This window comes from Streptomyces sp. NPDC059373 (genome assembly GCF_042751495.1).
In the GTDB taxonomy this organism is placed as follows: domain Bacteria; phylum Actinomycetota; class Actinomycetes; order Streptomycetales; family Streptomycetaceae; genus Actinacidiphila.
Genome location: NZ_JBHYXC010000013.1, coordinates 59,871 through 77,671 on the forward strand (window position 1 = coordinate 59,871; position 17,801 = coordinate 77,671).

The window sequence follows — 17,801 nt, forward strand, 5'->3', positions numbered from 1 at the left end:
GACGACGGAGGCAGGATGGACAAGCGAAGGCGTTGGCGAACGGGACTCGCCGCGCTCTGCGCGATGGCATGCGCGGTGACGCTGAGCACCGCGTACGGCAGCGGTACGGCGCTCGCCCAGGCGCCGCGTGCGACTTCCGGCAGTACCCCGGTCTACCTTGACACCCACTACTCCTTCCAGGAACGAGCCGCGGACCTGGTCTCCCGGATGACCCTGCAGGAGAAGGTGCAGCAGCTGAGCACCAACAGCGGCCCGGCCATTCCCCGGCTCGGCGTCCAGCAGTACACGTACTGGAGCGAGGGCCAGCACGGCGTCAACCAGCTCGGCGCCGACCAGAACAACGGCGGGGTCCAGGGCGGTGTGCACGCCACCAGCTTCCCGACCAACTTCGCCTCGTCCATGTCCTGGGACAAGGACCTGATGTACCAGGAGAGCACCGCGATCTCCGACGAGGTGCGCGGCTTCCTCGACAAGTCGCTCTTCGGCACCGGCCAGAACAACCTCGGCTCGTCCGCCGACAACTACGGTTCGCTCACCTACTGGGCGCCCACCGTCAACCTCGACCGCGACCCGCGCTGGGGCCGTACCGACGAGGCGTTCGGTGAGGACCCGTACCTGGTCGGCCAGATGGCCGGGCAGTTCGTCGACGGATACCAGGGCAACAACCCCGACGGCACCTCGCAGACCGGCTACCTGAAGGTCGCGGCCACCGCCAAGCACTACGCGCTGAACAACGTCGAGGACAACCGCACCGGCATCAGCTCCGACACCACCGACACGGACCTGCGCGACTACTACACCGCCCAGTTCCGCAGCCTCATCGAGGACGCCCACGTCGCGGGCCTGATGACCTCGTACAACGCCATCAACGGCACCCCGTCGGTGTCCGACACGTACACCACCAACGAACTCGCCCAGCGGACCTACGGGTTCGGCGGCTACGTCACCTCCGACTGCGGGGCCGTCGGCACCAACTGGCGGCAGTTCCCCGGCGGCCACGACTGGGCGCCGCCCGGCTGGACCACCGACCACCAGGCCAGTCCGACCTGGACCGAGACCGCGACCGGCACCACGATGTCCGGGCAGGCGGGCGGCCAGGCGTACGCGCTGCGGGCCGGTACCAATCTCAACTGCACCGGTGACGAGGCGACGACGGCCAACATCGGGGAGGCCATCAAGGCCGGCGCGCTGAGCGAGGGCGTCATCGACACCGCGCTGGTGAGGGTGTTCACCATCCGCATGGCCACCGGCGAGTTCGATCCGGCGAGCAAGGTGTCGTACACGACCATCACCAAGGACCAGGTCGAGAGCCCGGCCCACCAGGCGCTGGCCACCAAGGTCGCCGACAACTCGCTGGTGCTGCTGCAGAACGGCACGCCCAAGGCGGCCACCGCCCCGCTGCTGCCCGCCGACCCGGCCAAGACCAAGAAGGTCGTCATCCTCGGCGACCTGGCCAACACCACCTCCCTCGGCCTCTACAGCGGCGAACCCACCCACACCACCAGCCCCGTCCAGGGCATCACCGACGCCGTGAAGGCCGCCAACCCCGACACCGACGTGGTCTTCGACGCGGCCGGCACCTCCTCCACCGCCACCACGGACGCGGTGCTCAGCGACCAGACCAAGGCCGACATCCAAAGCGCCGACCTGGTCGTGCTGTTCATCGGCACCACCAAGGCCAACGGCGACGAGGGCAACGACCGCGACAACCTCGACATGCCCGGCAACTACCACTCGCTGATCGACCAGACCGCGGCCCTCGGCAACGACAAGCTCGCCCTGGTCATCCAGTCCGACGGCCCGGTCAAGATCGACGACGAGCAGTCCAAGGTCAGCTCCATCGTCTTCAGCGGCTACAACGGCCAGGCCCAGGGCACCGCACTCGCCAACGTGCTGTTCGGCGAGCAGGACCCCTCCGGGCACCTCAACTTCACCTGGTACAAGGACGATTCACAGCTCCCCGACAAGCAGAACTACGGCCTGACCCCGGGCGCCACCGACGGCCTCGGCCGTACGTACCAGTACTTCACCGGCACCCCGACCTACCCCTTCGGATACGGCATCGGCTACAGCAGCTTCGCCTACTCCAACGTCACCGCCGACCGCTCCTCGATCACGCCCGACGGCACCGTCAAGGTGAGCTTCGACGTGAAGAACACCGGATCCGTCGCGGGCGCCACCGTCGCGCAGCTCTACGCGGCAACTCCGTTCACCGTCCCCGGCGTCGAACTGCCCAAGAAGCGGCTGGCCGGCTTCGCCAAAACCCAGGTGCTCCAGCCCGGCGCGACCCAGCACATCACCATCACCGTCAAGGCCGCCGACCTGTCCTCCTGGGACGCCAAGCACTCCCGGCAGACCGTCTGGAACGGCCCCTACCAGTTCCAGGTCGCCGCCGACTCCGCGCATGTCGCAGGCACCGCGACCGTACGTATCGCCGGCCGGCTCACGCCCAAGGTCCAGTACGTCACCGTGCAGCCCGAGAACGTCGTCCACAACGCCGGCGACACCTTCAGCCTCACCGCGAAGAACAAGTGGATCAAGGACGACACCGATCCGGCCATGGAGCAGCGCGACACGACCATCACCGCGGACGGCGTCGTCGAGGCGGTCAACAACGACCAGTCCTTCGTGGATCTGAAGCACACCCACGTGACCTACCGCAGCAGCAACCCGGCGGTGGCCACGGTCAGCAGCGACGGCACCGTGCACGCGGTCGCCGACGGCGTCGCCACCCTCTCGGCGACCGTCGGCGGGGTGACCGGCTCCACCGCCATCGTGGTCCACAACACCCTGACCCTGAAGGCCCTGCCGATCGCGAAGGCCGGCAGCACACTGACCGCGACCACCACGTACACCAACGGCAGCGCCTCGCCGGTCAGCAACGTGACGATCGCCCTCGCTGCCTCCGCCGGGTGGACCGCGACCGCCACCACCCCGGCCACCTTCGCCACGGTCGGCGCGGGCCAGGCCGTCACCACGACCTGGGCCGTGGACATTCCCGCGGGCACCGATCCGGCGTCCTTCACCCTGGACGCCACCGTCACCACGCCCGGCGGTGACCACAGCGCCCAGGCACCGGTCACCGTTCCGTACTCCTCTTTCGCCGCCGCCTTCAACAACTCCGGCGTCAGCGACGACAGCACGCCCGGCACCGGCAACCTCGACGGCGGCGGCGCGAGCTTCTCCGCCCAGGCGCTCGCCGCCGAGGGCTACACCGCCGGCCGGTCCACCGACCACGACGGCGTGTCCTTCCCCTGGCCCGAAACCGCGGGCACCGGCAATCCGGACAACGTCATCGCGGGCGGCCAGGCCGTCGAACTGACCGGCACCGGAACGAAGCTCGGCTTCCTCGGAACCAGCGACTTCGGCTCCTCGTCCGGCAGCGGCATCATCGTCTACACCGACGGCACCACCCAGACCTACGCCCTCGCCTTCGCCGACTGGTGGAGCGGCGGCCCCTCACAGGGCAGCGACATCGCCGCCACCACCCCCTACCTCAACAACAGCGGCGGCCCGCAGAGCCAGAAGGTCCACATCTACGGCGCCACCGTCGATCTCCTCCCCGGCAAGACCGTCCAGGCGATCACGCTGCCCAACGTCAGCCAGACCGCAACCAACGGCCAACTGGCCATGCACATCTTCTCCGCAGCCGTCGGCGGCTGACCCCGCCACGCCAGGGGGCCGGCCGCCGAGCGCGGCCGGCCCCCCGATGGCCCGGCGGGGCGGGCGGGCGGACGCGGCCTTCACCACGATACTGATGCCATGTCAGACGTCTCTGCCCCCTCGACCCGCCGACACCGGCGGTTGCCTTTCCGGGTGCTCATGGTCTGCACAGGCAATCTGCACCGGTCGCCGTTGGCCGAGCGCCTGCTGACGGCCCGCTTGGGCTCGTTCCGGGAGACGTTCCGGGTGAGCAGCGCCGGCACAGCCGCCAGAGCGGGCACCCCCCTGGACCCGGTGGCCGTGGCCCTCCTTGCCGAGCTGGGCGGCGACCCACGCGGTGGCGTCGCTCGCCGGCTGACGGCGGAGCTGGTGGAAGACGCCGACCTCGTGCTGGGCGCCGCGACGGAGCACCGCGATGCGGCGGTGCGGCTGTCACCCGCCTGGGCGTTGAGGCGGGCGTTCACGTTGCGTGAGTTCGCCAGGCTGCTGCGGGCCGAGGACGCCGACGGGGTGGCCGGGCCCGCGGATCGGGCTGCCGAGCTGGTCCGCGGAGCCGGGGCCCGCAGGGGGTCGCAGGGCCGCGGTGAGGACGACGACGTCGCCGACCCGTACGGCGCACCCGAGCAGGTGGCGCGGGCCTGCGCGAGGCGGATTGCGGAGTCGGTCGATCGGATTGCCAAGGCCGTAGTGGGCTGACAGGGGTACCAGCGGCCGTCAACCGCTGCAGCTGGGGTACGACCGCACGGTGGACTGCAAAGGCCGCACCAGCGGCTGGCGCAGCACGACCGGCGCCCGCGTGGCGGGAGGCTCAACCAGGTACAGCTTGAGCGTGCGGGCCGACTGCGCGGGCAGTTCCATGTCCAGGGTGAACACGGGATGCCCACGCTCCGTGCCGGTGCTGAGCAGCGCGGTCCGGCCGTCCAACGTAGCCCTGGTCAGGACCGCTCCGGTGCTCGCGAAGTAGGAGACCAACAGCCGGTTGTCCCCCGGCCTGGTGGCGTACGGCGGCATGTCCACCCTCTGGGTGACGTACGTGGGGAGCCCGGAAGACGGGGCCCGGTTGGTGAGCGTCGCCGTCACGGTGATGTACCGCCCGTACCGGCTGCACTGCCGCGGCTCCCAGTCCAGCTTCCGGTCGAGGTAGTAGTCGAGTTTCGACCCGGCCGCGTTGTTGACGACCAGTCCTGCGAACGGTGCCGGGCCGTCCGGCAGGGCGCCCGCGAAGTGCTGCCGCTGGAGTTCCCGTTGCTCGGCCGGATGAGCGCTCCACATGGTGACCCGCCCGTCGTTCAGCTCTTTGCGCAGAGCTGACAGCAAGGCAAGTACCTGCCGGCTGTCGGCGGCGGGGAGTAGCTTCGAGGCCGTGGCACTGGCTACGTCGAGGAAGAAACCCTTGCGCTCCTTGGTGTCCGCGAAAGCGGCGTAGCTGGCGCGTTCGGTCAGATCCACCACGTTTCCGGCCGACACCGTGGTGCCGTCGGTCAGCCGTGCCGGACCGGTGACCGCGAGCAGCCCTGCCATCGCGCTCGGGTCGAGGGCGATGACCCCGTCGATCGTCTCACCGCTGTGCCGAAACCAGGCGTTCGCCCAGATCTGCGCGGCGTAGGGGAAGTGCGGACTGAGGTTGGCATTGACCCAGGTGGTGGTGGGCGCGTTGGGTGCGTACTCGGCGGCGTACTCCTTGCCGAAGTCCACGGTGGCGCGGGCGTCGGCCATGACCGTGTCATTGCCGAAGTCCTCGAAACCCAGCTTCCCCTGGGAGGCAGTCAGGACGGCGAACGCGCCGGGCAGCCCTCCGGTACCCCGGGCCTCGGCCGTGTTCTGGAAGATCACCAGATAGCGTCGTTCGCCCTCCGCTCCCATCATGGCGGGGAGCACAGGTGCCACCGCGGCAGCGCCGGCCGTGGCCGACGCGAGCCGGTCGAGCTGACTGTTGAGCTGCGTACGGGCCCGGTCCGCGGCCGGCAGCCAGGTGGCGCGTGGTAGCCCGGCCGACCGCTTTCGCGTGTCGGACGCCACGTGCGCGGCGCGTTCCAGGTCGGGAGCCGCGCGCCGCAGCGCGGCGAGGTCGATGGGGCTGCCGGCCCCCCGGGCCTCGGCGGTGAGGCCGGCCATGATGCGTACCAGCGGGGGCAGAACCTCCGCCGTGACGCGATGGGTGGCCCAAGCCGCCCCCCGCACGGTACGCACAGGGTCGCCCAGGACCGGGACCTGAGCAGCCAGATACCAGGCCGGGCCGGTGGTGTAGCGGTGGGCGTGGGCGGCGTGGGCGGCGGCGGAGCGTACTTCGGGCGCCAGGGAGCCGAGGCCCGGCGCCCCGGCCGTCGGCGCGCCCGTCGCCTTGAGGTCCTGCAACGCGGCCAGGCTGCGCTGCGCGGCCAGCAGTTCGTTACGGGCCAGCACGCCGGTGACGACGATCCATGCGGCTCCGGCGAGCACCAGGCCCACAGCGCCCCACAGCAGCGGCCGGGTCCGGCGACGAAGACGTCGCCGGACCCGGCCGTCGCTGTCGGCCTGGTCGCGGAATCTGCGGCTGCGGCCCATCACCGTGGTGTACTCCGCCTCATCCGCGCTGTCCGCGGCTGCCTCGGCGTCGGAGCACCAGCCTGCTGCCGGCGAGCGCCGTCAGCGCGGCGACTGTACCTGCCAGGGCCAGACGGCTGCCGGAACCCGGTTCCGACTCCGTGACCCGGTGGGCCACCGGATCCGCGTTGATCCTCGTCGCTGACACTCCCGTCGCGCTGCCCGCTTCCCCGGCACGGTGGCCGAAGTGGCCGGGCTTCTTGTAAGGCAGACCCTTGACCACGACTGGGGCGGTCAGTACGAGTCCGGCGCTCTGGCCGGTCAGGGAGAAGATGTAGCGGCCGCTGGCGCTGCGAGGAATGATGACGCGCCCCCTCACTACGCCGAACCGGTCGGCTCTGAACGTGCCCAACGCGTAGCTGGTTGCCGGATGTTTGTCGTCGGCGCCGTCGCCGGCGGCTCTCCCGTCGCCCGACGGGTCGAGGCGTGCCGTAACCAGTTCGAACGGGTTGTATCCGGTCGCGACGAAAAACAGCGGACTGCCGGCGAACACGAAGTTGGAGCTGATGACCAGAGAACCGACATGCGGCGGGTAGGGGTGGGGGTGGGGGGGAGGGAATGCGGTAGGTGCGGCCACCGCCTCGGAGGGGACGGCCTGCGCAGCCACCGCCCCGGTGGGGACAGCGAGCAGGGCGGCGACCAATGTAGCCACCGCGACGTGCCGAATCGAAGGTATAGGCATCCTGACCAGGCTCCCTCGACAGAGGTCGGGCCCAGCAGTCAGCGCTGCCGGGCAGGCAAACAGAACAAATGGATACATACGGAATCGCGGGCTGCGGGTAACACTTCGAACGGCATATTCCTTCGAAGGGCGGAACGGGATACGGCCATAGGGAAGGTGGTTGCACTCTTCGGCCCCACTCAGTAGGCGCCGTTCCCCCGCAGGACCGCCGCCGGGGTCCGGGCCAGGATGCGCAGGTCGAGCCGGAGCGACCATGTGTCGACGTACGTCAGGTCCAGGCGGAGGGTCTCGTCCCAGCTGAGGTCGGACCGGCCGCTGATCTGCCACAGCCCGGTGAGGCCGGGACGGACCCGCAGCCTGTGGCGCGCCTCCCCGGTGAACGCCGAGTCCTCCAGCGGCAGTGGCCGCGGTCCGACCAGCGACATGTGGCCCATCAACACATTGAACAGCTGTGGCAGCTCGTCCAGCGAGAAGCGGCGCAGCCAGCGGCCCGTGCTGGTGACGCGCGGGTCCTCGCGGATCTTGAACAGGTGCCCGTCGGTCTCATTGCTGGCGGCCAGGGCCTGGCGCTGCCGCTCGGAACCGACCCGCATGGTGCGGAGCTTCAGAACGTGGAATTCCCTGCCGTGCTGCCCCGTCCTGCGCTGCCGGAAGAGCACGGGGCCGCGGCTGTCGAGCGTAATGGCGACAGCCGCAGCGATCAGGACCGGGGACAGCAGCGTGATCAGGACCGCGGCCCCCATGACATCGATGGTCCGCTTGACCGTTTCGGCACCTGATCCGAGCATCCTGACCTCTCCCTACTGCCTAATGCCGAGCGGGGGGATGAACCGCTCCGACGGCGGGTCGGCTTCATCCATTCGACGCCGCGGCCTCGCGCAATCCGGACATATGAATATAAACATGGCGTCAGCTCGGGTTCCTTTATTGACACTTCTGGTCGGCCGGTAGGGGTTGGGGCGGCCGGCCCGGCGGCGAAAGGACTGACATGCGTGCAGTAGTGACCGGCGGGGCCGGGTTCATCGGCTCCCACCTGTGCGAGCGATTGCTCGCCGAAGGCGGTGATGTGGTGTGTGTGGACAACTTCCTGACGTCCGGTCTGCACAACATCGAACATCTGATGCAGCACCCGCGATTCCTTTTCAGCTACGGAGACGTCTGCCAGGGCTTCAACGTGGACGGCCCGGTGGACGCCGTGTTCCACCTGGCCTCACCTGCCTCCCCCACGGACTATCTGAGGCTGCCCCTGGAGACCCTGCGCGTCGGCTCGGCCGGCACCTGGAACGCCCTGGACCTGGCAGCTGCGAAGGACGCCCGGTTCCTGCTGACCTCGACCTCCGAGTCGTACGGCGACCCGCTGATCCACCCACAGACCGAGGACTACTGGGGCAACGTCAACCCGGTGGGACCGCGCTCCGTCTACGACGAGGCCAAGCGATTCGGTGAGGCGCTGACCATGGCGTACCGCAGGAGCCGCGGCGTGGACGCGAAGATCGTCAGAATCTTCAACACCTTCGGCCCCCGCATGCGCCCCGACGACGGCCGGGCCATCCCCACCTTCGTCCGTCAGGCGCTGCAGGGGGAGCCCCTCACCGTCACCGGCGACGGCACTCAGACCCGGTCCCTGTGCTACGTCGACGACCTGGTCGGCGGACTCGTCCAGATGATGGCCGGCGAGCACGGCGGCCCGGTCAACCTGGGCACCCCGCACGAGGTCTCCATGCTCGACCTCGCCCGGTGGATCATCGAGCTCACCGGCTCGACCTCCGAGATCCGGCTGGTGCCCCGACCGCAGGACGACCCGGAGAAACGCCGCCCGGACATCACCCTGGCCCGCGAACTTCTCGGCTGGGAACCGAAGACCACCGTCGAGCTGGGACTGCGCGAGACCATCCTCAACCTGAGCGACCGGCTGAGCCACGACGCCCCGGCCGGGCACGGCACCGCAATCCCCGTCCCCGAACAGGGGCTCACCGCGGGAGTGCACTCGTGACGGTCCTGGCGCGCACCGCGTCCGACCACATCGGCGTTCCCGTCGTCAGCTGCCTCGGCGTACCCATCGCCGCCCACACCCGCGAGAGCGCCGCCCGCCAGGTCATCCAGCTGGCCCAGCACCACCGCAGCGCCCGCCCTATCGCCCCCGCTCGCGGCAGCGACGTACACCTCTGCAACGCCCACACCCTCTCCCTCGCCGACCGCGACCCGGAACTCCACGGCATCCTGCGCCGCTCCGCACTCAACCTCCCCGACGGCCAACCCGTCGTCTGGGCCAACCAACTGCTCCACCGGGGCACACCACTGCCCACCACCCGGGTGTACGGCCCCGATCTCTTCCTGGACGTATTCGCCCTCGGCCAGGACGCCGGCCTCCGCCATTACCTGCTCGGCTCCACCCCCAAGGTCCTGGACGCCCTGCAGCGCGAACTGCGCCGCCGCTTCCCCCTCGCCCGTATCGTCGGCGCCTGCTCCCCGCCCTTCCGCCCCCTGAGCCCCCGCGAGCGGCACGACCAGCAGCAGGACATACTCGCCTCCGGCGCCGACATCGTCTGGGTGGGCCTCGGCACCCCCAAACAGGACCTCCACGCGGCAGAACTCGCATCCTCCCTGCCGGTCGTATGCGCCGCCGTCGGCGCCGCCTTCGACTTCGTCGCCGGCCACAAACCGCAGGCGCCCGCGTGGATGCAGCGCGGCGGCCTCGAATGGACCTTCCGCCTCGGCTGCGAGCCCCGCCGCCTGTGGCGTCGCTATCTCTTCGGCAACGCGCGGTTCGCGTGGGGCGTCACCCGCCAAGCCGCCGCAACGGTCGTGATGGCGAGGCCGTTGCCGCTCCGTCCGGCCGTCGCGATAGGCGCGGATGTCGGCGGGACCGTAAAGCCGTAGAGCCTGAGCCCGCTCCCTCGACAGACCTCATCAGGCGCTGCCGCGCCCCAACCCTCCATTCCGAAAGAGGTAAACGCATGTCGCTCATGAGCAAGGTGCGATGGACCTTGCAACATCCGGCATTCGCGGCCCGCCCTGCCACGTCGGTGCTAAGGTTGGCCGCCTGGCGGACTCGCACCGCGCTACGTGTGGGTGCCACGGTGCCCGTCGGGAACTCCGAAACGCGCTTGTGGTGCCCTCCCGAGTGGCGGGGCAACGCGAAACTCACGTATCTGTGGCGCAGCGCCTACGAGTCGGAGCTGGCGCAACTGCAGCGTTGGGTCGGCCGAGGCGACCACGTCGTTGACGTGGGGGCGCACTACGGTGCGTACGCGCTCCCGATGTCGCGGATCGTCGCCGACGAGGGACTCGTCGTGGCGCTGGAGCCCTCCCGGCATGCCCGCGCGGTGCTGTCCAGGAACATCCGGATCAACAACGCGCGCAATGTACGTGTGCTGCCGGTGGCGGCCGGACGGGTCACCACTCAGGGCACCCTGTACATGCACAAAGACCGCTCCCGCGCATCCCTGCACAAGCTGGCCGAGGGTGCATCGGGGCACGAACCGGTCGAGGTGGCGCGGCTCGACGATGTACTGCCACGAGACCGTCGAGTCGCACTCATCAAGATGGACATCGAAGGTCATGAGCAATGGGCCCTTGAGGGAGCGGAGTCCATTCTCGCCACGGACCGGCCGGTGGTCATCTTCGAATACACGCCACCGGCCACGGCCGCCGCCGGGTTGCCCGCTCAAGGCGCCTGGGATGTGCTGACCGCCCACGGCTACCGGATGCATCGGGTGACGGACCAGGGCGAGGTGCTCCATGTGCCGGACCCTGACCGACGCTGCGGCGCCACCGACAACATCGTCGCCATCCACCCGGCCGCCAAGGAAGTGATGACGTGACGCATCGTGTGCGGAGGCGTGTCGTCGTGGTGCAGCCGTACCTGCCGGGGTATCGCACGCGCTTCTTCGAGCATGCACACGAGCACCTCGATTCCCAGCGCGTCACCCTGGAGGTGGTGCACGGCCCCCCGCCACCAGGCCAGGACGCACGGCAAGACGCCGCCACCTGTTCCTGTGCCACCCAGGTACCCACCACCAGGCTGCTCACGCTCGGCGGAAGATCTCTGGCCTGGCACCAGGTGAGCCGTCGTACGGCCTCAGCCGACGCAGTCGTGCTCGAACAGGCGCTGCACAGTCTGGAAGCTTTTCCGCTTGCGCTGCGACAGGCGATCTGGCGAGGGCGGCAGAGGGCACACGCGCCCAGGGTGGCTTTTTGGGGCCACGGCCGGACCTACACCAGGTCCGCGAACCCCCTCGAAACGCGCGTCAAGGATGCGTTGACCAGGCAAGGCTCATGGTTCTTCGCATATACCCCAGGCGGAGCCGCCCATGTGGTCTCGCGTGGCTTTCCGCGCGACAGGATCACCGTGGTGCGCAACTCCGTCGACACGTCGGCTCTCATCCGCACCCGCGATCGTGCCTCCCGCCCGGGGACGGCAGAGCAGGCCCAAGCAGTAGCGCTGAGACAGCGCTACGGGCTGACCCCCGGACGAACCGCACTGTTCCTCGGTGGCCTGGACGCGCCCAAGCGCATCGCCTTCCTCCTCGACGCCGCCAGGCGGGTCGCCGACGAGCTGCCAGGATTTCGGCTCCTTGTCGCAGGAGAAGGCGCCGACCGAGATCTCGTGGACGCCGCCGCCCGCGCTGGCGGTCCGGTGGTCCCCCTGGGGCGCGTGACCGGGCCGCACACCGCGCTGCTGGGCACCGTCAGTGACGTCATGCTGATGCCGGGACGGGTCGGCTTGTGCGCCGTGGACTCCTTCGCGCTGCGTACGCCGATCATCACCACCGACTGGCCTTGGCACGCCCCGGAGTTCGAATACCTGGCCGACGGTCGCAACGCTCTGGTCGTACCGGACGACCCCGGGGCATACAGCAGAGCGGTTACCACACTGCTGCGTGATGCCGATCGTCTGGCGTCTCTGCGCGCGGCCTGTGAGAGGCACGCGGCCGAATACACGATCGAGGGAATGGCCGCGCGCTTCTCCGATGGTGTTCTGCGACTGCTCGCGGAGAAGACGGGCGGTGACGACTGATGAAGCGCCATGTGCGAGCGGCATGGGAACACGTCCACCGGTTGTACGCGGTACGGCGGAATGTGCAGGTGGGCGACGGCGTGCGTATCGGTATGGGATCAGTCCTGTGGGCACCGAAAAAGCTGACCGTGGGAAGCGACGTCTACATCGGGAAGGGATGCACCATCGAGGTCGACGGTGCGATTGGTGACTGTGTCCTCATCGGCAACCGGGTGGGGATCGTCGGTCGTACGGATCATGCGATGCGGCAGGTGGGCAGGGCGATACGTCATGCCGACTGGGTCGGTGACCACCCCCTCCGGCTGAGTCGGCCGGTGTCCATCGGTGATGACGTCTGGATCGGATATGGGGCGGTGGTACTCAGCGGCCTTCGCATCGGGCGCGGTGCTGTCATCGCGGCCGGCGCCGTTGTCACCTCGGACGTGGCCCCGTACGACGTGGTCGCAGGGAATCCGGCCAACCCTGTCGGTCGGCGGTTCGAAACCGACCAGATCATCGCTCACGAGCAGCTCCTCAGAACGGCGGTTGGTGAGTCTAACGGGTGAAGTTCAGGTCCGGTCGCGGTTAGGAGGAACCGGCATGGAAGAAGTGCTCCAGGAGCCCCGAGCTCCTGAAGACATGCAGAGGGAGCACCAGGAAGAGGAACGTCACAGAGTGCAGCAGCTCCGGATCGTCCTCGTCTCATACGCCTGTGATCCGAGCCGCGGAACCGAGCCGGGTCTGGGCTGGGCGTGGGCGGAAGCACTGGCGCGGCGAGGCCACACGGTGGACGTGCTGACCCGCCCCGATCGGGGGAACACGCAGCACATCGCGCGCCGGATCGGGAGCCTGGGGGTCATGGGGCGTCGCATCAGGCCGCACTTCGTCCCTGTCCCCGCCCTGCCCCGGTGGGCGGCCTTGGTCCCAGGCCTGGTCCGGGAGCAGGCGGAGGAGTTCCTGTACTACGACAGTTGGCAGCGCAGCGCCCTGACGTACGCACGTGGGCAGGGACTCGCCACGGCCGACCTGGTGCACCACGTCTCGTACGGGTCCCTCGTGGGCGGCAGTGCGCTGCGCAGCCTGGGGCCTCCCTTGGTGTTCGGCCCGGTGGGCGGTGGGCAGACGGCCCCGTACAGTCACCGTCGCTTCCTGGGGTCCGGATACCCGCAGGAGGTGCTGCGGGAATTGCTGTGGGTGCGCGGTCTCAGCCACCGCGCCTCATGCAGGGCGACCCTGCGGCAGGCGGCCCTCGTACTGACTACGAATGCAGACACCGCACGCCGTGCCCGTCGCCTCGGCTGCATTGCCCCCCGAATGCTGCTGGCCGACGGAGTACCGGACGATCTGGTGCGTACGAGCGTCGCCGGCGCCTCGCGGGCAGGCGCCAGGCCCACCGTGCTCTGGGTCGGAAGGCTGGCCCCGTTCAAATCACCTCAACTTGCCCTGCATGCGTTCTCGCATCTGCGGGGGCTGGTCCCTGAAGCACGCATGGTCATCCTGGGAGATGGCCCGCTTCGCGCGGAAATGGAAGGCCTGGCGTCGCGTCTGAACATCACGGAGGCCGTCCGCTTCCGGGGGCGGGTCCCCTGGGATCAGGCCCTGGAAGCCTACGACGAGGCCGATGTGCTGCTGTTCACCAGCCTCCGCGACTCCTCCGGAGTGCAGACTCTGGAAGCATGGGCACGTGGCTTGCCGGTCGTGCACCTCGGCCATCAAGGCATCGGGGACTTTTCCGCGCCCGGTGGCGCGATCCCCGTACCCCTTGGAACCCCCGAAGACCTGCCTCAACGTCTCGCGCAGGCACTGGGGAGGGTGCTCACCGACGACGAGGCCCGCCATCACATGAAGGCCGCCAGTCGGCGGTGGGCGCTGCGGAACACCTGGACGGCCAAAGCGGAATTCGCTGAAAATCTGTACCTCGGGATCCTCGCGAACAGGAGTTCTCCATGACTACAAGCAGGACCGCTGGAGACAAGGTCCGCACCATGCCGTTCATCGGGCCGGCGGTCAATGCCGTCCACCGATCAGTGAAGCAACGACTCTTTCCGGGATCGCTCGACTACTGGGAGCACCGCTACGCGACCGGTGGGACATCTGGACCCGGTTCGGAGAACTCTCTCGCGCAATTCAAGGCCGACGTCCTCAATCGATTCGTGGCGGAGAACGGCGTAGCATCGGTCATCGAGTTCGGCTGCGGAGACGGCCGCCAAATCGAACTCGCCGAATACCCTCGTTACCTCGGCCTCGACGTATCACCGGCGGGCCTTCGATGCGCCGTTGACAGGTTCTCCGGTGACGTTACCAAGAGCTTCCTCACGTTCGACCCCAAGCTCTTCTCCGACCCTGCCAGATTTCTGCAAGCGGATTTGGCGCTCTCGTTGGACGTCATCTACCACCTGGTAGAGGATGATCTTTACGAAATGCACCTGTCGCAAGTCTTTGGGGCCGCCGAGCGGTTCGTGGTGCTTTACGCGAGCGACTCGGACACCCTGACGGCACAAGGACCGACACCACCACATGTGCGCCACCGGCCGGTTCCGCGCGATGTGGCGCAGAGGTTTTCTAGGTGGCGGCTTCGCGAAAGGGTCCTCAATCGACACCCCTGCACGGATTCCACCAGGCCCGATACCTCGTTCGCGGAGTTCCTCATCTATGAGCCACAAAAGTAGTGGCTTTAGCCGCTACCGTAGACATCCCGCGCATCACCCATGTGCCTTGTCCTCGCGGCCGGTACGGAACTGCAGGGCACCCAATGCGCGGCCGACGCTCTTGGCCGCAGGCCACCAACAGACCTCGAGGGCACCGGAGACAGGTCCGAGATGACGCCGCATGACGCGCCGGCGCTCGCCGTACGGCTCGGGATTCGTTGCGGTCAGGGTGGTCGGATGAGACCGATAGCATGCCAGTGGCTGCGGGAGATAGTGCAGTTTTCCGTATCGCCGCAGCCGGAGGTGCAGATCGAAGTCCATGGTGTACCGCAGTAGAGGATCAAGCATGCCGACTTTCTCTACGGCAGCCTTCCGATAGAGGGATCCGGGCTGCCAGACGAAATTTTGCCCGTATGTGAGCAGCCAGGACGCAAACCTCCCCGGACGCATGGTGTAGACGTGGCTTCCATTTGAGTCGATGACTCTCACCCAGCCGTACACCATGGCCGCATCCGGGACTCGCTCAAGTTCCCGCACGGCCGCGGACAAGGAGCCGTCGGTAAGCAGATCGTCGTCACCCAGCCAGCCGAGATAGTCGACGTCAGCCCCAGACCAACCCTGGTTGACCGCACTGCTGATACCACGATCGAGTTCCGGCACGTATAGGCACCGGTAGCTCTTCGCAAGTTCGTGCAAGGCGGGCGAGGGTACAGTCGGGCCGACAACCACAACGTCGGCCGGTTCATCCTGGCGACTGATCGATTCTAGGCACTGCTCCAGGTAGCGCAGGCGTCGCCCCGTGGTCGGCACCACCAGTCGAATGCGCGGCAGACGGTGTGTCATAGAAATGAAATCCTAATCCTTGCGCACAAGCAGACCATGGGCGGAGAGAAGTTCACGAAGCCGAACACCCTGCGTGAGGAGATTGAACTTTTCGACTGCTAGTTCTCGAGCCGCAAGTCCCATATCGTTCGCGGTCGAATCATCGGCCAGAATCTCTTCCAGAGCCTCTGCCAACCGCCGGACATCTCGTTGTGGTGCCACCAGGCCCGTCACTCCGTGGATGACGGTCTCTGGGAGTCCGCCGGTGTCGAATACGACGGCGGGCCGACCATGCGCGGCGGCTTCGCAGGCGACTAGGCCCAGCCCCTCGGACACGCCCGTGGAAATCTCCACGCTTGGCATGCACACAACCCGATGCTGGTTCATCAGGCTCAAAACGGTGCCATGCGAAGCGCTGCCGAGGAATCGCACCACCGCCCCGGTGGGCAACCGCTCGGCTTGGCGCTGGAGGGGGGCTCGCTGCGGACCGTCCCCGACGACAGTCAGGTCGACTCGCCGGCCGTTGCCTGCGAGAGCACCCACAGCCCGCAGTAGAAGGTCGCACCCCTTGTTCTCTACAAGGCGTCCAACGAACAGCACTCCGAAGCGGTCCGCCGCACTCCCCAGGGCACTGCCATCCGGGATCGGCACCCCCAGGTAGTGGACGGCGATCCGTGACCGCGGCGCTCCCGCGTGGGCAAGACGTTCCCCCAAGAACTGTGACACCGGAAGGAACAGACGAACCGTCTCCAGCAGTCGTGACCAGTTGGCCGCCAGTTGCCGCATCGCTCGGGTCTGTGGCGGCGCGGACCCTCCCAAGCCGAGCAGATCCGAGCCGTGGCACATGACACCCAACGGAATGTTGATCTCTTCGGTGAGGCGGGCAACACGCCAGGCGTTCTGCAGGTGATGGGCGATCAGTAGATCAGGGTCGAACGCGCGGACCGCCGCCGCCAGTCTGGGTGCCCGCCGCATGGTCTTCCAGACGAGTGCTTCAGCGGATCCCAGCGGGCGGTCACGGTCGAGTACGAACGTCCGCCCCGGCACGTCGATTCCCGGTACGAAGTCGATGCCGAACAGCGCCGTCTCGACGTCTTTCAGCGCCCGGAGCTGGTTTGCGACAAAGGTCTCCGAACGCGGCAACACCCACTGGGAGTACCAGGCGACTCTGGGCACCATGTCAGCCTGCTTCACAGTCGGCTTCGCCTTGACCGCTGACTCCCAGGACCACGCTCCAGGCGATCCCGAGAACGATTTCATACCCGGGAGCCCACGGTGAGAAGAGGAAGTCCCAGGTCATCATAAACGTCATGAAGACGGCGAGGGGGTAGAGGAGGTGGTTGCGCGACTGCCATCTCCGCAGAACCGTCCGGTAGAGCGAGAACAGGATGTAGGCCCAGGGAAGGAACCCGAGGACACCGCCGCGAACCCATGAACCAAGTCCAAGCGAATGGGAGTTCGTTCCGTTCTCGAAGAGTCGGCGCTGCTGACCGAGGGAGATGTTCACACCTCGTTCATAGAGCACCGTGACGACGTCCCGCTGCTCCTGAGGCGACACGATCACATCGGCGCCACGGCCGAGCAACGGCTGCTCGGCGATCAGTTTCGTGGACATCAGCATCTCCGGACGGCTTGCCACCAGATAACCGCCGTCGACCTGTGACTGATAGAGCTGTTTCTGGTATTGCTCCTCACCCAGCCATCCGCGTTCGACCGCAGCTGAGTAGGCGGTGGCGGACACCCAGATGGCGAGCAAGCAGACGCCGGTCATCAGCACGGCCCGCCCGATGGTGAGTTTGTGGTCCGCCCGCCGTGCGATCAGCATCGCTGTGGCCACCAGACAGATACCTGCGAGACTGCGAAATCCCAGGGCCAGGTGAAAGGCCGCCAGCCCGGCCGGCAGCAACAGGGCCAGGACTGAGTGGCCTTTCCTGCGAAGGATGCCGACGGCAACGAAGACGACGATGGTGGCCGGGATCCCCACCCCGTATTTCCACGGGTCCTGCTCGAAGTACTCGGTCGGAGAGATGGCAAGGAACACGCAGTAGGCGGCGGAAGCGAGCACTGCCAAGCCGGCGACGCGCGAGGCACTGCCATGAGCGAGACGTGACAGAACGAACGCTCCGGCGCCTACGAGCGTCGGGAAGACGAGGGCGTTCAGAACCGCCCGCACTATGGGAACCCCTGCCCACATGTTCGATGCCATTTGACCGACGAACCAGAGAAGCAGGGCGGTGGCCAGGACCCTGTTCTCGCGACGAGCCGTGATCCAGCGTCCGACGCCCGGCATCATGGCGACCGCGACCGCCAGCAGCCCGGACACGGAGAGATGGGCGCCGGGAAGAGGGAGGCGCACCGCCGCCATGGCAGTGCCGGCGATGGCCGCCAACGGGGGAACGGTGGG

Annotated in this window: 15 protein-coding genes; 9 read left to right on the top strand and 6 right to left on the bottom strand. The window is 68.0% G+C overall.

Annotated features, from left to right (window positions below; translation table 11 throughout):
* Positions 1-15: 15 nt before the first annotated feature.
* Both ACFXJ5_RS19470 and ACFXJ5_RS19475 read left to right on the top strand, forming a co-directional pair.
* Entirely contained in the window at positions 16-3,663 is a 3,648-nt protein-coding gene (locus ACFXJ5_RS19470; protein WP_384632052.1) for a glycoside hydrolase family 3 C-terminal domain-containing protein, read from the top strand.
* 99 nt (positions 3,664-3,762) lie between these two features.
* Positions 3,763-4,359 carry an arsenate reductase/protein-tyrosine-phosphatase family protein gene (locus ACFXJ5_RS19475; protein WP_384632055.1) on the top strand — a complete coding sequence of 199 codons (597 nt, stop codon included), beginning with the start codon at positions 3,763-3,765 and terminating at the stop codon, positions 4,357-4,359.
* Positions 4,360-4,377: 18 nt separating this feature from the next.
* Here the strand turns inward: ACFXJ5_RS19475 and ACFXJ5_RS19480 are convergent, their stop codons facing one another.
* From ACFXJ5_RS19480 to ACFXJ5_RS19490, 3 genes are all read right to left on the bottom strand, one after another.
* Complete coding sequence (locus ACFXJ5_RS19480; protein ID WP_384632058.1) at positions 4,378-6,207, bottom strand: DUF4012 domain-containing protein; 1,830 nt, start codon at positions 6,205-6,207, stop codon at positions 4,378-4,380.
* A 19-nt stretch (positions 6,208-6,226) separates the two neighbouring features.
* Entirely contained in the window at positions 6,227-6,739 is a 513-nt protein-coding gene (locus ACFXJ5_RS19485) for a hypothetical protein (protein WP_384632061.1), read from the bottom strand.
* A gap of 368 nt (positions 6,740-7,107) precedes the next feature.
* A complete protein-coding gene (locus tag ACFXJ5_RS19490; RefSeq protein ID WP_384632064.1) occupies positions 7,108-7,716 on the bottom strand; it encodes a sugar transferase in 609 nt (202 codons plus the stop codon).
* A 200-nt stretch (positions 7,717-7,916) separates the two neighbouring features.
* On the opposite strand from ACFXJ5_RS19490, the gene ACFXJ5_RS19495 reads away from it, so the two are divergent.
* From ACFXJ5_RS19495 to ACFXJ5_RS19525, 7 genes are all read left to right on the top strand, one after another.
* A complete protein-coding gene (locus ACFXJ5_RS19495; RefSeq protein ID WP_384632067.1) occupies positions 7,917-8,921 on the top strand; it encodes a UDP-glucuronic acid decarboxylase family protein in 1,005 nt (334 codons plus the stop codon).
* Positions 8,918-9,808: a WecB/TagA/CpsF family glycosyltransferase gene (locus ACFXJ5_RS19500; protein WP_384632070.1), complete on the top strand. Its 891-nt coding sequence runs from the start codon at positions 8,918-8,920 to the stop codon at positions 9,806-9,808. The genes ACFXJ5_RS19495 and ACFXJ5_RS19500 overlap by 4 nt, the downstream gene beginning before the upstream one ends.
* Before the next feature lie 77 nt (positions 9,809-9,885).
* Entirely contained in the window at positions 9,886-10,752 is an 867-nt protein-coding gene (locus ACFXJ5_RS19505; RefSeq protein ID WP_384632073.1) for an FkbM family methyltransferase, read from the top strand.
* Entirely contained in the window at positions 10,749-11,948 is a 1,200-nt protein-coding gene (locus tag ACFXJ5_RS19510; protein ID WP_384632076.1) for a glycosyltransferase family 4 protein, read from the top strand. Before ACFXJ5_RS19505 ends, ACFXJ5_RS19510 begins: the two co-directional genes overlap by 4 nt.
* Entirely contained in the window at positions 11,948-12,493 is a 546-nt protein-coding gene (locus ACFXJ5_RS19515) for a DapH/DapD/GlmU-related protein (protein WP_384632079.1), read from the top strand. Before ACFXJ5_RS19510 ends, ACFXJ5_RS19515 begins: the two co-directional genes overlap by 1 nt.
* 34 nt (positions 12,494-12,527) lie before the next feature.
* Positions 12,528-13,877, top strand: coding sequence for a glycosyltransferase family 4 protein (locus ACFXJ5_RS19520; protein ID WP_384632082.1), 1,350 nt, complete (start codon positions 12,528-12,530; stop codon positions 13,875-13,877).
* Positions 13,874-14,596, top strand: coding sequence for a class I SAM-dependent methyltransferase (locus ACFXJ5_RS19525; RefSeq protein WP_384632085.1), 723 nt, complete (start codon positions 13,874-13,876; stop codon positions 14,594-14,596). Before ACFXJ5_RS19520 ends, ACFXJ5_RS19525 begins: the two co-directional genes overlap by 4 nt.
* A 33-nt stretch (positions 14,597-14,629) precedes the next feature.
* On the opposite strand, the gene ACFXJ5_RS19530 is transcribed toward ACFXJ5_RS19525, so the two are convergent.
* From ACFXJ5_RS19530 to ACFXJ5_RS19540, 3 genes are read right to left on the bottom strand one after another with little or no spacing between them, the layout of a single operon-like run.
* The gene (locus tag ACFXJ5_RS19530; protein ID WP_384632088.1) at positions 14,630-15,418 is read right to left on the bottom strand and encodes a glycosyltransferase; all 789 of its coding nucleotides are present in this window, start codon (positions 15,416-15,418) and stop codon (positions 14,630-14,632) included.
* 12 nt (positions 15,419-15,430) lie between these two features.
* Positions 15,431-16,591: a glycosyltransferase gene (locus tag ACFXJ5_RS19535; protein WP_384632091.1), complete on the bottom strand. Its 1,161-nt coding sequence runs from the start codon at positions 16,589-16,591 to the stop codon at positions 15,431-15,433.
* Complete coding sequence (locus tag ACFXJ5_RS19540; protein WP_384632094.1) at positions 16,578-17,786, bottom strand: hypothetical protein; 1,209 nt, start codon at positions 17,784-17,786, stop codon at positions 16,578-16,580. Before ACFXJ5_RS19540 ends, ACFXJ5_RS19535 begins: the two co-directional genes overlap by 14 nt.
* Positions 17,787-17,801 lie beyond the last annotated feature (15 nt).